The sequence below is a fragment of the Gilliamella sp. B14384G12 genome (assembly GCF_016101825.1).
GTDB classification, from domain to species: Bacteria; Pseudomonadota; Gammaproteobacteria; order Enterobacterales; family Orbaceae; genus Gilliamella; species Gilliamella apicola_N.
Genome location: NZ_JACFPU010000002.1, coordinates 87,140 through 101,728, shown reverse-complemented (window position 1 = coordinate 101,728; position 14,589 = coordinate 87,140). Strand labels below are relative to the sequence as shown.

Here is a 14,589-nt window from a genome sequence, read left to right as displayed (position 1 = left end):
GGCTAATTAATATTGATGATTTTGCATTGCAGTATAAAGTTGTTCAATCTGACTAACAATAGGATTATTGCTTTCAATACCAGAAATATCACAAAATGTTTGAACTACCCCTTTGTTGCTAATTTGTTGGGTTAGGTCGGTGGCTTGATCGTCGTCATCATTGCGATAATTTAGGGCTGCAGCAATGCCGATAAGCAAATTACTATTCTTTAGTTCATACTCAAATGTGCCAAGTAACGGTTTCACTAATCGATCGCCAGATCCTAATTTGCGAATGGGTTGACGACCCACACGAGCCGTATCATCATGGAGATATGGATTTTCAAAGCGTGTGAGGATCTTCTCAATATAAGCTTGATGTTTAGCTGGGTCAAAATTGTAACGTTTTATCAGTACTTGACCGCTCTCCTGCATGGCTCCTTGTACAACTGAACGAATGCTATCAACTAAAATAGCATCGCGGATGGTCGCAATGTCATTATAAAATCCTAAATAAGCGGTAATGGCATGACCTGTGTTTAAGGTAAATAATTTACGTTCGACAAATGCCATTAAGTTATCAACCGGCTCCATACCTTTGATTTGTGGGATATCACCAATAAATTGATTTTTATCGACAATCCATTCGGAAAATGTTTCAACTGTGACTTCTAATATATCCCCTGTTTTAGAGGTTGCCGGTGGTACGATGCGGTCAACGGCTGAATCAACAAAGCCTATATGACTGTTCATCCATTGGTGGAGTTCATGAGGTATATATTTAAATATTTCTTGTTTAAATTGGCTGGTTCCTCGTACCATGTTTTCACAAGCGATGATGTTAAGAGGGGCGTTGTTGGCTTGCTGATGCCTTGCAATTAACCCCTTTGCCATATTTTCAGCAATGCGAGCTAAAATCTGTGGACCCACTGCGGTAGTCACTAAATCGACTTTCGCAATATAGTCACTTACTTCGTTTGATGAGCTATTAATAGCGTCAACATTGTGGACGATTTCGGTGGTTGATTGTTCGCCCACTACATTAACTGGGTACTGGTGACGTTTGGCTATTTCGTTAATCACTTGCTCGTTAACATCAGCAAACGTTACATGAACACCTGCATCTGATAATAGTTTACCGATAAATCCGCGCCCAATGTTGCCAGCGCCAAAATGTAATGCTTGCATTTTTTTACCTTTAATTTTTATTGAATGTAATTAATTAAACAACTTTCCCGCAGTAGAGCGGGGAAGTCATTGTGATGTAATATTTAACTTAATATTGCTAACACTTCATCAAAGCGGGTTGTGCTCGATAGTTTGGCAATAATGTTTGGATCATCCAACGCGTTAGTTAATTTGGCTATCACATCTAAATGTTCGTTATTGCGAGCAGCAATTCCGATAACGATTTTGGCTTTGTCATCCGCTTCTTCACCAAATTTTACCCCAGCAGGATATTGGCAAAAAACAATACCCGTATTTATTACACTTTCTTTGGCTTCAATTGTGCCATGAGGTACAGCAATGGATTCACCAAGATAGGTTGATGTTAGCCTTTCACGTTCGAGCATTGCTTCAATATACACGGGTTTAACATAGTCGTTATCCACTAATTTTTGTCCAGCAAAACGAATTGCTTCTTCTTTGTTTTGAGCCGTTAATCCTAAAAAGATGTCCTTTTCTGTTAATTTAAATAACGGCTGGTTACTATCTGTTGATGTTGCAATATTACTATTATTCGTATTGCTAACGCCTTGTGCTGCAACCAATTCGTTCACAAGTTGGCTATATAAATCACTATCTAAGAAATTAGTTAATGAGATGTGATGGGCATTTGGTGCATATTGTTTGGCTCGTTGAGTTAAATCTTTATGAGTAATAACAATATCGGCATCGGAAGTTAGATTGTTGATTGCAAGGTTGATAACATTAATATCTAGGTTAGCATCTTGTACTTTTTTACGCAGTACACCCGCCCCCATTGCACTCGATCCCATTCCTGCATCGCACGCGACAACAATTTTTGTTACGTTACCAAGATTAAACGTTTCTGTTTTTAATCCTTTGGATTCGTCTTTCATTGCTATAACATCTGATTGCGCATCTTCAAAACTTTTATCTGCATTTTTAGTTGTTTTTAATAATACTACTGAGACAAGGAATGATACCGTTGCTGCGGCTATAACTGAGATACTTACACCAAGCATTGAAGCTTTAGGAGTCACCGCTAATATGGCAATAATTGAACCAGGTGAAGCGGGTGAACTTAGGCCAGAACCAAAAAGGGTAAGTGTAAATACTCCCGTCATCCCACCTAAAATCATGGCAATAATTAAACGAGGATTCATTAACACATATGGGAAGTAAATTTCGTGAATACCACCAAAGAAGTGAATAATTGCCGCGCCACTTGCTGAACCTTTTGCTGCGCCTTTACCAAAAAACATATAAGCAAGTAATAACCCCAAGCCTGGTCCAGGATTTGCTTCAATTAAAAAGAAAATGGATTGTGCATGCTCGGCTGCTTGTTGAATACCAAGTGGTGAAAATATACCATGGTTAATGGCATTATTTAAAAACAAGATTTTTGCTGGTTCAACAATAATAGAGGTAAGTGGTAATAAATTATGTTGTACCATAAAGTCAACGCCACTCGCCAGTACACTAGATGCAACAACTACTGAAGGTCCAATGGCAAAGAATGATAGTAAAGCAAGGAGCATACCGATAATACCTGCTGAAAAATTATTTACTAACATTTCAAAGCCACTTTTGATTTTACCGTCTACGGCTTTATCAAATTGTTTAATCATCCAGCCACCTAATGGGCCAACAATCATTGCACCTAAAAACATTGGAATTGATGCACCAACAACCACCCCCATGGTCGTTATGGCGCCAACAACGCCCCCGCGTTCACCATGAACTAATTTACCGCCACTGTATCCAATTAATAGTGGTAATAAATAGGTGATCATTGGAGTAATAAGTTTGGCAACATTTTCATTAGGATACCAACCTGTTGGAATAAAAATTGCGGTAATAAATCCCCAAGCAATAAAAGCCCCGATATTAGGCATCACCATATTACTTAAGAATCGCCCAAAGTTTTGGACCTTTAATTTAATGTTTGATGTTGTCATAAAATTAATCTTTCCTTGTTGATTGATATAATCATGATGCTGTTATTGTAGAGGCATTTATTAACCAGATTCATCTGAAAAAATTAGTAAATGTGACCTTTATCACACTTCAAAAGGTGGGGTATTTTCTGATTTTGTGATTTAGATCACACTTATAAAGCAGTTAAATGCTTTTAGGGAAGTTTGGCATAAGTTTTATGCTAATGGTTTTTGATGTTTGTTTGATTTTAATGGATGATTACCCATAATAATTAAGCCATTATGGGCTTAACTATCATGGGTTTGGTTCTACTCAACCGTTACCGATTTTGCTAGATTTCTTGGTTGGTCGACGTCTGTGCCTTTGATTAATGCGACATGGTAAGCCAGTAATTGGGTTGGCACTGTGTAGTAGATTGGCGCAGTGATCTGTTCAATATGAGGTAAATTGATGATATGCATGGTGTCGTCGCTGACAAAGCCTGCATCTTGCTCAGCAAATACATAAAGTTGACCGCCGCGGGCACGAACTTCTTCAATGTTGGATTTTAGTTTTTCCAACATTTCGTTAGTAGGAGCCATAACTACTACTGGCATATCTGCATCAATTAATGCTAAAGGACCGTGCTTGAGTTCACCAGCAGCATAGGCTTCGGCATGTATGTATGAGATTTCTTTTAGTTTTAGTGATGCTTCCATGGCGATTGGGTATTGATCGCCTCGTCCTAAGAATAAGGTGTGATGCTTATTAACAAAATGGCTTGCTAGTTTTTTAATTTGCGGTTCACACATTAATACTTGTTCAATACGATTTGGTAAGGTCTGTAAGGCGTGTATAATGGCTTGCTCGGTGCTTTCTGCCATATCATTTAGGCGCCCTAATTTGGCAACTAATAACAGCAATACCGTTAATTGAGTCGTAAATGCTTTTGTGGATGCAACGCCTATTTCTACCCCAGCTTTAGTTAATAATACCAATTCAGCTTCTCGCACAAGGGTTGAGGCTGCCACATTACAAACTGCGAGTGTACTTAGGTAGTTGTTTTCTTTTGCTAGCCTTAGCGCAGCTAAAGTGTCAGCAGTTTCGCCTGATTGCGATAACGTGATAAATAAGCTATTTTTTCGCCGTGCTGGGTTGCGATAGCGGAATTCTGAAGCTATTTCAACATCACAAGGAATACCTGCTAATGCCTCAAACCAATAGCGAGCAACCATACCTGCATTATAAGCAGTGCCACATGCGACAATTTGTATATGTTCAACCTGTTTTAAAATATTTTCGGCATGGTCTCCTAATTCAGATAAATCCACTTTACCGTGTGCCATACGACCTTCAAGGGTATTTTTTATGGCATTAGGTTGTTCGTAGATCTCTTTTTGCATATAGTGGTTGTAACCTGCTTTGCTACCCGCATCGTATCTGGCATCGGATTCAATACGAGGGCGGGTGACTTGCTGATAGTTTTTATCTAAAATTGTGATTGTACGATGACTAATGAGGGCAATATCACCTTCTTCCAAAAAGATAAATTGACGTGTTACAGGAAGTAATGCAAGCTGATCTGAGGCAATGAAATTTTCGCCTATACCACAACCAATGACTAATGGGCTGCCTGAACGCGCAGCGACTAATATATCAGGATTACGAGTGTCCATTATCACCGTACCATAAGCTCCACGCAATTGTGGTATGGCTTTTTGTACAGCTTCGAATAATGAGCAATCTTCAGTGGCAATGATGTCATGAATTAGATGAGCAATAACTTCAGTATCGGTTTCAGAACGGAACTGGTAACCTTTAGCAATAAGTTGTTCTCGTAATGTTTCGAAGTTTTCAATAATACCGTTATGCACCACAGTAATAAATCCAGAAACATGTGGATGGGCATTATGTTCAGCTGGTTCACCATGTGTTGCCCAGCGGGTGTGAGCAATACCGATTGAACCTTTCAGTGGGTGCACTTCCACAGCATCTTTCAGAGCTTGAACTTTGCCAACACGACGAATGCGTTGCAGTTCACCTTTTGGAGAAATAATAGCAAGTCCCGCAGAATCATAACCTCGATACTCTAATCGTTTTAAACCTTCTAATAATATTTCTGCTACATCACGCTTGGCGATAGCGCCCACAATACCACACATAGTTTATCCCTCGTTTTTTATTTTGGTTGGACGTTTCCAACCACTAAATTGCTTTTGTCTAACTCGGCTTACGACTAATTCGTTATCTTTAACATTGTTGGTGACAGTGGTACCTGCCGCGATGGTTGCACCCTTACCAACTTTAACAGGGGCAATGAGCTGGGTATCTGAACCCACAAATACATCATCTTCAATAATCGTTTTAAATTTATTGGCACCATCGTAATTACAGGTAATAGTGCCGGCCCCAATATTGACATTGCTACCGATTTCACTATCGCCAAGATAGCTTAAGTGTCCTGCTTTGGTTGCTTTACCTAAGTGTGCTTTTTTAAGTTCAACAAAATTGCCAACGTGTACTTGTTCTTCAAGCTCTGAACCCGGTCTTAATCGTGCGAAAGGCCCGATGGTACATTGCTGTGCAATGGTTGAATGTTCAATTATGCTGTATGGGCTGATAATTGAATCATCATCAATACGACAATCTTTTAAGATACAGCCCGCGCCAATAATAACGTTATTGCCCAGTTTTACATCACCTTCAATAATGACGTTACAATCAATTACCACATCTTTGCCATGGGTTAGTGTGCCACGTAAATCAAAACGGTTAGGATCAAGCAGTGTGACGCCAGCAAGCAATAAGTTTTGTATTTGTTGATGTTGATAGTGTCGTTCTAATGTGGCTAACTGTAATCGATTATTTACACCTTCAACTTCAAATTGCTTTATTGGATGAGAGGTCAATATCTCGTACCCGTCCTGATAGGCAAAAGCAATAACATCAGTCAAATAATACTCTTTTTGTGCATTATCATTGGTTAAGCGAGCTAGCCAGTTTTTTAACAGTTTGCCCGTCACCAACATAATGCCAGTATTAACTTCATTAATTTTTTGCTGCTCTAGTGAAGCATCTTTTTGCTCAACAATCGCAACAACCTTGCCATCTTTTCGCTCAATACGCCCATAACCAGTAGGATCATCAAGTATAACGGTCAGTAACGCAATACCTTGTTTGGGTTTACTCGCAATTAAATTTTGTAGGGTAGGTAGTGATATAAGTGGAGTATCACCATATAAAATTAAGATATCTTCGTCATCTTCAATATAGGGAATAGCTTGTTGTACTGCATGCCCAGTACCAAGCTGTTGAGCTTGATAGACCAACTGTACAGGCTGATCTTTAAGCGCATTTTCAAGCTGTTGTTTACCATGACCGTAAACAATATTGATACGATTGGTGTTAAGTTGTTCAACTGTATCAATTACATGTTGAAGCATCGGTTTAGCGCCGATTTTATGTAAAACTTTAGGAAGGTTGGAATACATCCGAGTGCCTTTTCCTGCCGCCAAAATAATTGCACTAAGTTTTGGGGTTGAAATTGCCATATTTATTTCCGCTCAGGTTAAATTAGCATAATACTATAATCAAAGTTTTTTATTAAATCATCCACAATTTATTAATTTTTATCATGAAAAAAGTTAAATGTAGTTTTATTAATATCTCTTTTAATTGTGAAATTAGATTCTAAAAAATATTATCAATATAGATTCGAGACTTAAGTCGAGATTTCAAATTCGATAAAAAATAGAGGCAATATTTAGATGACTAGTAAAAAAGCAATAGAGGTTGTTTCCATTAAGATCTATCCAAAGTTATATAAAAAACGATAAACACGATAAAAAAGTTATTATGATTTATCTAAAATGCTTGGTTAACACTCAAACAGCCGATAACCTCAATCCATGTATCAATTGAAAATTGTTCCGATCTATATTCTACTTTTTAAACAAAAAAGATAATAAATTCCCAAAAAAGAGAATTAAGTTAGTCGTACTTACTGAGTTGTGATGATATAACTACAGATAAAATACGGATTAATTTTCAATGTTTATATATAATAGCTTACGCTTGCAATCCTTATTATCAGTTAACCACTATTAAGTGAAATAAAAAGAGGCAGGTATAAACCCTTTAATAGGAAATTTAAAAAATGAAAGTTTTATTACTCTATACTACTCACGAAAAGCAAACATTAAAAATTATGCAGCGCATCGAAAATCAATTAGTCAGTAAATGTGATTGTGATTTGATTGAGCTTTTACCTAGTACTAATATCGATCTTACCAAGTACCAAGCCGTTTTGTTGGGTTGTTCTATTCGTTATGGATTTTATAGTAAAGTAATGAAAAAATTTATTGATGATAATTATCAGCAATTAAATAAAATGAGATCGGGCTTTTTTGGTGTGAATGTTGTAGCCAGAAAGCCGCATAAAAATACTCCTGAAACAAATTCATATACAAGAAAATTCTTAGCTAAAATTGCATGGCAACCAACCATTAAAGCCGTTTTTGCTGGTGCGCTTTATTATCCAAAATATAATTGGTTTGACCGTAATATGGTTCGTTTCATAATGTGGTTGGGTAAAGGCGATACAGATGTGACTAAACCTATCATTGAATATACTGATTGGGCTAAAGTCGATCAATTTGCAGCACTATTTTATACTCAAACGTGTAGTTAACCTGAAACTTCTTGTCAAAATAGATTATTATTTTTCTGACTTTATCAAATGATAATGCTCTTTTAAATAAACTTTGTGATATAGATCAACATTTGGGCTAAAAAGGTGTACAATATCGCGCCTAAAGAATCTATCTCCTAATTGGGATTTTAATTGTGATTGAAAATTTAAGAAATATTGCCATTATTGCGCACGTTGACCATGGTAAAACAACTTTGGTTGATAAATTATTAAAACAGTCAGGTACGCTAGATAATCTGCGTGGTGACGACAACGAACGTATAATGGATTCTAATGCGCTTGAAAAAGAGCGTGGTATTACTATTTTAGCTAAAAATACAGCAATTGACTGGAACGATTATCGTATCAATATCGTTGATACCCCAGGCCATGCTGATTTTGGTGGTGAAGTTGAACGTGTTATGTCAATGGTCGACTCAGTATTACTGTTAGTTGATGCGATGGACGGACCAATGCCTCAAACCCGTTTTGTAACGCAAAAAGCGTTTGCTTATGGTTTAAAACCAATTGTGGTTATTAATAAAGTTGACCGTCCGGGTGCTCGTCCTGATTGGGTTGTTGATCAAGTATTCGATCTGTTTGTAAATTTAGGTGCAACCGACGAACAGCTTGATTTCCCTATTGTTTATGCTTCTGCATTAATGGGGATCGCTGGTTTAGATCATGAAGATATGGCTGAAGATATGACGCCATTATTTGAAGCAATCGTTAAACATGTTGAGCCACCAAAAGTTGATTTAGATGGACCATTCCAAATGCAAATTTCTCAACTTGATTACAATAATTATGTTGGGGTAATTGGTATTGGTCGAATCAAACGTGGTCGCGTTAAACCAAATCAACAAGTAACTATTGTTGATAGTGAAGGTAATAAACGTACTGGTAAAGTTGGGCAAGTACTAGGTCATTTAGGCTTACAACGTTATGAAGCAGAAGTTGCCGAAGCGGGTGATATTATTGCGTTAACAGGTCTAGGCGAATTAGGTATTTCTGACACGATTTGTGATAATAGTTGTGTTGAAGCGCAGCCTCCATTAACTGTTGATGAACCAACTGTTACGATGTTCTTTAATGTTAATAGCTCACCGTTTGCGGGTAAAGAAGGTAAATTTGTAACTTCTCGCCAAATCCTTGAGCGCTTGAAGAAAGAGCTTGTACATAATGTGGCACTTCGAGTTGAAGAAACGCCAGACCCTGACGCATTTAGAGTGTCTGGTCGTGGTGAATTACACTTATCTGTATTAATTGAAAATATGCGCCGTGAAGGTTATGAACTAGGGGTCTCTCGACCTAAAGTAATCTTCAAAGAGATCGACGGTAAAAGACAAGAACCATTTGAACAAGTAACTCTTGATATTGAAGAACAACATCAAGGTTCTGTGATGGAAGCACTTGGTTTACGTAAAGGTGATCTAACCAATATGTTACCGGATGGTAAAGGTCGTGTGCGTTTAGATTATGTTATTCCAAGCCGTGGTCTAATCGGTTTTAGAACTGAATTTATGACGATGACATCAGGTACTGGTTTGCTTTATTCTACATTTAGTCATTATGACGATGTACGTCCAGGCGAAATTGGTCAACGAATTAATGGTGTTATGATTTCAAACGGTACTGGTAAAGCACTAGCTTATGCGCTTTATAGCTTGCAAGATCGTGGTAAATTATTCTTAGGTCATGGTGCTGAAGTTTATGAAGGTCAAATTATTGGTATTCATACACGTTCAAATGATTTAACCGTTAACTGTTTAACAGGTAAGAAATTAACTAATATGCGTGCATCAGGTACTGATGAAGCAACAACACTTTCACCACCAGTTAAAATGTCATTGGAACAAGCGTTAGAATTTATTGATGATGATGAATTAGTGGAAGTAACGCCACTGTCTATCCGTTTACGTAAACGTCATTTAACTGAGAATGATCGTAAACGTGCGTTTAGAAACAATAATAAAGACTAACCTTGGTGAATAATCTGTAATAAATCAATAACAGGTTATAATTACTGAATAAAAAACCTCGCTATTTAGCGAGGTTTTTTTTGGCTTTAACTCTGGCAATCGCATCAGCAATAGATTGTTTACGATCTTGTTGACTCGTTTGGTTACTGTGATTAACAGCCATTGTGCGCGGAAATAGTATGGTTGGCGGCACAAGTTGATTGTAATTTAATCGTTGCTGTTTTTTCTCAGTGAGTTGTAATTCTTCATTTTCACTTAGCGCTGTACCTAAGGTACTTAATGTAATACAGTCTGTTGGGCAAGTATTGATGCAATTACTGCACGAAGTACATAACTGCGGTAATATGGTGTGTAATACTTGTTTACTGCCGACAATGGCATCGGTCGGGCAAACGCGAATACATTTGCCACAGCCAATACAATTTTCTTCATCAATAAAAGCTTTATATTGTTGTTTGGTTTGCATAATAACTTCTTGCATTAACTTAAACCTACAATATTACCATCCTTGTCAATATCAATTTGTCGATAAGCTGGATTAGTACCAAGTCCTGGCATCGTCATAACATTACCAGCATAAACGCGAATAAATCCAGCACCAGCAGAAATGGCTAAATGACTGATATCAACATCAAAATCAGTTGGTACATTTTTTAAATTCGCATCAGCACTGATTGACATAGGGGTTTTGGCAATACAAAGAGGTAGATGATCCAGTTTTAATGCTTCAATCTCTTTGATATTTTCGAGCGCCTTTTCAGAAAGATTCGCTTTGTTGGCACCATATTTTTTTACCATTGTTTGAATTTTGTCGATTAAAGGCATGTTATCTGGATAAGGTAGCTTAATTTCACTTGGCATATCACATGCTTTAATAACATGTTGTGCCAGTTTTTCAGCACCTTTACCTCCTTGGGTAAATACTTCACTAACTTCACAAGCAAACGCACCATGTTCAATGGCATATTTTTGTAAGAAAGCAAGTTCTTCATCACTATCATGAGGAAAACGGTTGATAGCAACAATCACCTGTAAACCATAACTTTTCGCATTGTTAATATGCCATGCTAAGTTAGCGGCACCAATTTCGAGTAGTTCAACATTCGATTCTGATATCTCTTTTGGAATGGCTTGTCCTGGTTTAATGTTATATTTACCACTGTTTGATTTAAGGCTGCGTACGGTTGCAACTAACACCACACAAGATGCTTTGATACCTGCTTGACGATATTTGATATTGAAGAATTTTTCCATGCCCATATCCGATCCAAATCCAGCTTCAGTAATCACATAATCAGCAAGTTGTAAAGCAATGCGATCAGCAATCACAGAAGAGTTACCATGGGCAATATTAGCAAAAGGTCCAGCATGAATTAATACAGGGGTATGTTCGACTGTTTGCATTAAATTCGGATTGATGGAATTTTTTAATAGTACCGTCATTGCACCCGCAACTTCAAGTTGTTCTGCGGTAATGGGTTCACCTTGAGTATTATAGGCTAAAATAATTCGACCAATACGCGCACGCATGTCATGTAAATCAGACGCTAATGCTAAAATTGCCATCAGTTCTGATGCAGCAGTGATTTCAAAACCGTCACGGCGTTCAATACCATTTACACCACCACCAACGCCAACATTGATATGACGTAGTGCACGATCATTGTGATCAATAACACGTTTCCAAACGATACGATTGACATCAATATTTAAACGCTGTAAACCCGTTTGTGCCGTAAACTCATCACCCAAACGTTCTTCATGATAAAGGCGTGCATCTAATGCAGCTGATGCTAAATCATGAGCCGCTGTGATAGCGTGAATATCACCTGTTAAATGTAAATTTAACGTTTCCATAGGTAAAACTTCGGCCTGACCACCCCCGGCAGCACCGCCTTTTACACCAAACACTGGACCTAAACTTGGTTGACGAATACAGGCGATGGCTGTTTTACCAATGTAATTTAATCCTTCACTCAGTCCAATTGTATTAACGGTTTTACCTTCACCAAGAGGGGTTGGGGTAATGGCGGTAACTAATATCAATTTACCTTTTGGTTTGTTTTGATTTGATTTAAGAATAGATAAATCGATTTTTGCGACATGTTTACCATAAGGTAAAACGTATTGTTCAGGAATATTATATTGCTCTGCGATTTCAGTAATTGGACGTAAGGACATAGTTATTCTCATTTAATTATAATTTTGAAGTATCAGTATAAATAATTTAAATTGCCGAATAAAGCGACAATTTTATCTTTGTCGATTTTCGGCACAATTCTTAATTATATTGTTATAATAATGCAATACATTCAATCAAAGGAAAATTGTTAAATGAATTGGTTTTCACAGTATGCTCTCTTCTTGGCAGAAACAGCAACAGTGGTAATTGCTATTTTGTCCATTCTTATTTTTATATTAAGTCAACGTCGCAAATTATCAATTGTTGCGGGGCGTTTATCTGTTAAAGACATTAGTCAGGAATATGAGCAAATTAAAGATGATATATTGATGTCGAGCATGGATGAGTTTGAAGCTAAGCAGTACACGAAAGATCTCAAAAAACAGAAAAAACTTGAGAAAAAGCAGGCAAAATTAGCCATTAAACAAAAACAGAATAAAAATAATAACCAAGTTACTGAAACCAACATTACTGATAACCCTAACCTACAAATAAAAGTTGCAACAGCTAATGGTGCTAAACCTAAGCTGTTTGTTTTATCATTTAACGGTAGTATGGATGCACATGAGGTTGAAGAGTTACGTCAAGAGATCACAGCTGTTCTTGCTATTATCAAACCAGAAGATCAAGTCGTCATTAAATTAGAAAGTCCTGGTGGTGTTGTTCACGGTTATGGATTAGCTGCTTCACAATTATTACGTTTTAGAACGCGCAATATTCCTTTTACTGCTGTTGTTGATAAAGTGGCAGCAAGTGGCGGTTATATGATGGCGTGTACCGCCAATAAAATTGTTGCTGCGCCGTTTGCTATTGTGGGCTCAATTGGTGTGGTTGCTCAAATTCCAAACTTTAACCGCTTACTTAAAAAACATGATGTCGATATTGAACTACAAACAGCTGGTGAATACAAACGTACACTGACGATGTTTGGTGAAAACACTGATGAAGGACGCCAGAAATTTAAGCAAGAATTAGAAGAGACTCATCTATTATTCAAAGATTTTGTTAAAGAGTACCGTCCTAATGTTGATATTGAGCTAGTAGCAACAGGCGAACACTGGTTTGCAGCCCAAGCAAAAAATAAAGGCTTAGTAGACGAAATCAGTACCAGTGATGATTTTATTCTATCGCATCTTGATACACATAAAATTATTTCAGTTAGCTTTCAACGTAAACAAAAGCTGTCTGAGAGAATTTCCAAAAATGTGGTTAAAAGTGTTGAAAGATTATTGTTTAGACAAGGAAACGGGCTTTAGTAGCCCTTTTCTTTATTATAAAATTGAGATGTTTATTCATTGAATATAAGTAAATATTCCAGCCCATATAACCGTCTACTTAAATTTCACTAATAAAAATTATTACCAACTACTATCTTTATTATCTATCAACTCAAAATTCTGAATAGGAATGGGATTTTTTATTGCCAAAAAAGCTTAAATAACATACTATTACCAAAAAATAAAAAGGTTAAGGATAATAATGGTATGAAAAAGGTTTTTTGTTGTTTGTTTCTTATATTAAGTGTTGTTTCATTTTCTTCATCCGCAATCAAAAAAGAAAAATATAATCCAGTAGATAAAGATATTTTTGTTTTTGATCAATATTCCGCTGATGCTATTAACCTAAAAAAATACAGTGGGTTATATTCTGAACCCAATTCACGTTCACTATTTTATCCTTCTTACAAAAAATATAACGGAATGGAAGGTTATTTGGATAAAGAGGTGAAAGTTGGAAATAAAATTTACTATAAAATAGTTTTGAAAAATGGAGAAGTTCTTTATCTTAATGACCTCAATTCTTATGATCAGATAGTGAGTGTAAAAAATTATCAAAAACGATTAGATGAGATTGAGAAGTTGAAAGAAATTAAATTTCCCAATATAGACGATTTATATGTGGCTAAGGTAGAAACAGACCCAAAATCGAAGGATATTTATATCATTACATTTTCAAATGGTCTAAGACTACACAATGCTAACCTTAATGGACTGTTATCCCTATCAGAAAAAATAACTAATCCAAATGATTTACATCAATTCATTGATATTATTAATACTGATAATATCAATTTTACCTATAATTCTCAAAATAATATGATCAAGGTCGAGTTAGAAAGTGAACCTTTGAGTATAGAAACTTTTATTTTTAAAGAAAAATTATATACGACAACCGTTACTGCCGTATTTAGCAGTAAGGAACGATTATTTATTGATAATTTTAAAATATTACAAAACGATAATATATATGAACCATCCAGTGACTTAACTTTCAAGAGTAAAAGTGGTACCACTGTATCTGAGTGGACTAAATTTATTTTAAATAATCAATTCGTATCTTATATCAATTCACTTAATGATAAAAATGATGTGAAAGTAAGATTTTACGGTTCACGAAAAAATGTGGAACAAAAAATAGATTCAAAAACTATTGCTAAAATCAAGAAAATATCAACATTAAATGCTCTATTAGCTAAGTATTTTAAATCGGGTCTAGAATAACATTTATGCAATAATTGTTTATTCAATCATTTAAAAATAACCCGCTTCTGCGGGTTTTTTATTGTTTATAATGCTCAAATTCAAACCTGAATAATTATTAAACAAATAAAATCTTTATTATTAAATAAAATATTTTGTTCTATTTACCGC

10 protein-coding genes are annotated in these 14,589 nt (G+C 36.2%); 4 read left to right on the top strand and 6 right to left on the bottom strand.

Going from position 1 to position 14,589, the window contains the following annotated elements; genetic code table 11:
• Nucleotides 1-6: 6 nt before the first annotated feature.
• The 4 genes from H3S73_RS03035 to glmU form a co-directional block, all read right to left on the bottom strand.
• The gene (locus H3S73_RS03035; protein ID WP_198235553.1) at nucleotides 7-1,167 is read right to left on the bottom strand and encodes a mannitol-1-phosphate 5-dehydrogenase; all 1,161 of its coding nucleotides are present in this window, start codon (nucleotides 1,165-1,167) and stop codon (nucleotides 7-9) included.
• A gap of 83 nt (nucleotides 1,168-1,250) precedes the next feature.
• Complete coding sequence (locus H3S73_RS03030; RefSeq protein ID WP_198235552.1) at nucleotides 1,251-3,125, bottom strand: PTS mannitol transporter subunit IICBA; 1,875 nt, start codon at nucleotides 3,123-3,125, stop codon at nucleotides 1,251-1,253.
• 288 nt (nucleotides 3,126-3,413) lie between these two features.
• A complete protein-coding gene (gene glmS, locus H3S73_RS03025; protein ID WP_198235551.1) occupies nucleotides 3,414-5,246 on the bottom strand; it encodes a glutamine--fructose-6-phosphate transaminase (isomerizing) in 1,833 nt (610 codons plus the stop codon).
• A 3-nt stretch (nucleotides 5,247-5,249) separates the two neighbouring features.
• Entirely contained in the window at nucleotides 5,250-6,629 is a 1,380-nt protein-coding gene (gene glmU / locus H3S73_RS03020) for a bifunctional UDP-N-acetylglucosamine diphosphorylase/glucosamine-1-phosphate N-acetyltransferase GlmU (RefSeq protein WP_370528774.1), read from the bottom strand.
• 611 nt (nucleotides 6,630-7,240) lie between these two features.
• On the opposite strand from glmU, the gene hemG reads away from it, so the two are divergent.
• A complete protein-coding gene (hemG, locus tag H3S73_RS03015; protein ID WP_198235549.1) occupies nucleotides 7,241-7,774 on the top strand; it encodes a menaquinone-dependent protoporphyrinogen IX dehydrogenase in 534 nt (177 codons plus the stop codon).
• 155 nt (nucleotides 7,775-7,929) lie between these two features.
• The gene (gene typA / locus H3S73_RS03010) at nucleotides 7,930-9,756 is read left to right on the top strand and encodes a translational GTPase TypA (protein ID WP_198235548.1); all 1,827 of its coding nucleotides are present in this window, start codon (nucleotides 7,930-7,932) and stop codon (nucleotides 9,754-9,756) included.
• A 61-nt stretch (nucleotides 9,757-9,817) separates the two neighbouring features.
• Here the strand turns inward: typA and H3S73_RS03005 are convergent, their stop codons facing one another.
• Nucleotides 9,818-10,237: an RnfABCDGE type electron transport complex subunit B gene (locus H3S73_RS03005; protein ID WP_025314827.1), complete on the bottom strand. Its 420-nt coding sequence runs from the start codon at nucleotides 10,235-10,237 to the stop codon at nucleotides 9,818-9,820.
• On the bottom strand, nucleotides 10,237-11,937 hold the full coding sequence (locus H3S73_RS03000; protein ID WP_198235547.1) for a formate--tetrahydrofolate ligase: 1,701 nt from the start codon (nucleotides 11,935-11,937) through the stop codon (nucleotides 10,237-10,239). Before H3S73_RS03000 ends, H3S73_RS03005 begins: the two co-directional genes overlap by 1 nt.
• Nucleotides 11,938-12,090: 153 nt before the next feature.
• Here H3S73_RS03000 and sohB point away from each other — a divergent pair, with 153 nt between their 5' ends.
• Both sohB and H3S73_RS02990 read left to right on the top strand, forming a co-directional pair.
• Nucleotides 12,091-13,194 (top strand): protease SohB, encoded by a 1,104-nt coding sequence (gene sohB, locus H3S73_RS02995; protein WP_198235546.1) that lies wholly within the window; start codon nucleotides 12,091-12,093, stop codon nucleotides 13,192-13,194.
• A gap of 228 nt (nucleotides 13,195-13,422) precedes the next feature.
• A complete protein-coding gene (locus tag H3S73_RS02990; protein WP_198235545.1) occupies nucleotides 13,423-14,439 on the top strand; it encodes a hypothetical protein in 1,017 nt (338 codons plus the stop codon).
• Nucleotides 14,440-14,589: the final 150 nt, after the last annotated feature.

What these genes read in the sequence shown, in the direction of transcription:
- H3S73_RS03000 (WP_198235547.1), bottom strand. Translation starts at nt 11,937, where the DNA reads ATGTCCTTACGTCCAATTACTGAAATCGCAGAGCAATATAATATTCCT.
- H3S73_RS02990 (WP_198235545.1), top strand. Translation starts at nt 13,423, where the DNA reads ATGAAAAAGGTTTTTTGTTGTTTGTTTCTTATATTAAGTGTTGTTTCA.
- H3S73_RS03030 (WP_198235552.1), bottom strand. Translation starts at nt 3,125, where the DNA reads ATGACAACATCAAACATTAAATTAAAGGTCCAAAACTTTGGGCGATTC.
- glmS (WP_198235551.1), bottom strand. Translation starts at nt 5,246, where the DNA reads ATGTGTGGTATTGTGGGCGCTATCGCCAAGCGTGATGTAGCAGAAATA.
- H3S73_RS03005 (WP_025314827.1), bottom strand. Translation starts at nt 10,237, where the DNA reads ATGCAAGAAGTTATTATGCAAACCAAACAACAATATAAAGCTTTTATT.
- H3S73_RS03035 (WP_198235553.1), bottom strand. Translation starts at nt 1,167, where the DNA reads ATGCAAGCATTACATTTTGGCGCTGGCAACATTGGGCGCGGATTTATC.
- sohB (WP_198235546.1), top strand. Translation starts at nt 12,091, where the DNA reads ATGAATTGGTTTTCACAGTATGCTCTCTTCTTGGCAGAAACAGCAACA.
- hemG (WP_198235549.1), top strand. Translation starts at nt 7,241, where the DNA reads ATGAAAGTTTTATTACTCTATACTACTCACGAAAAGCAAACATTAAAA.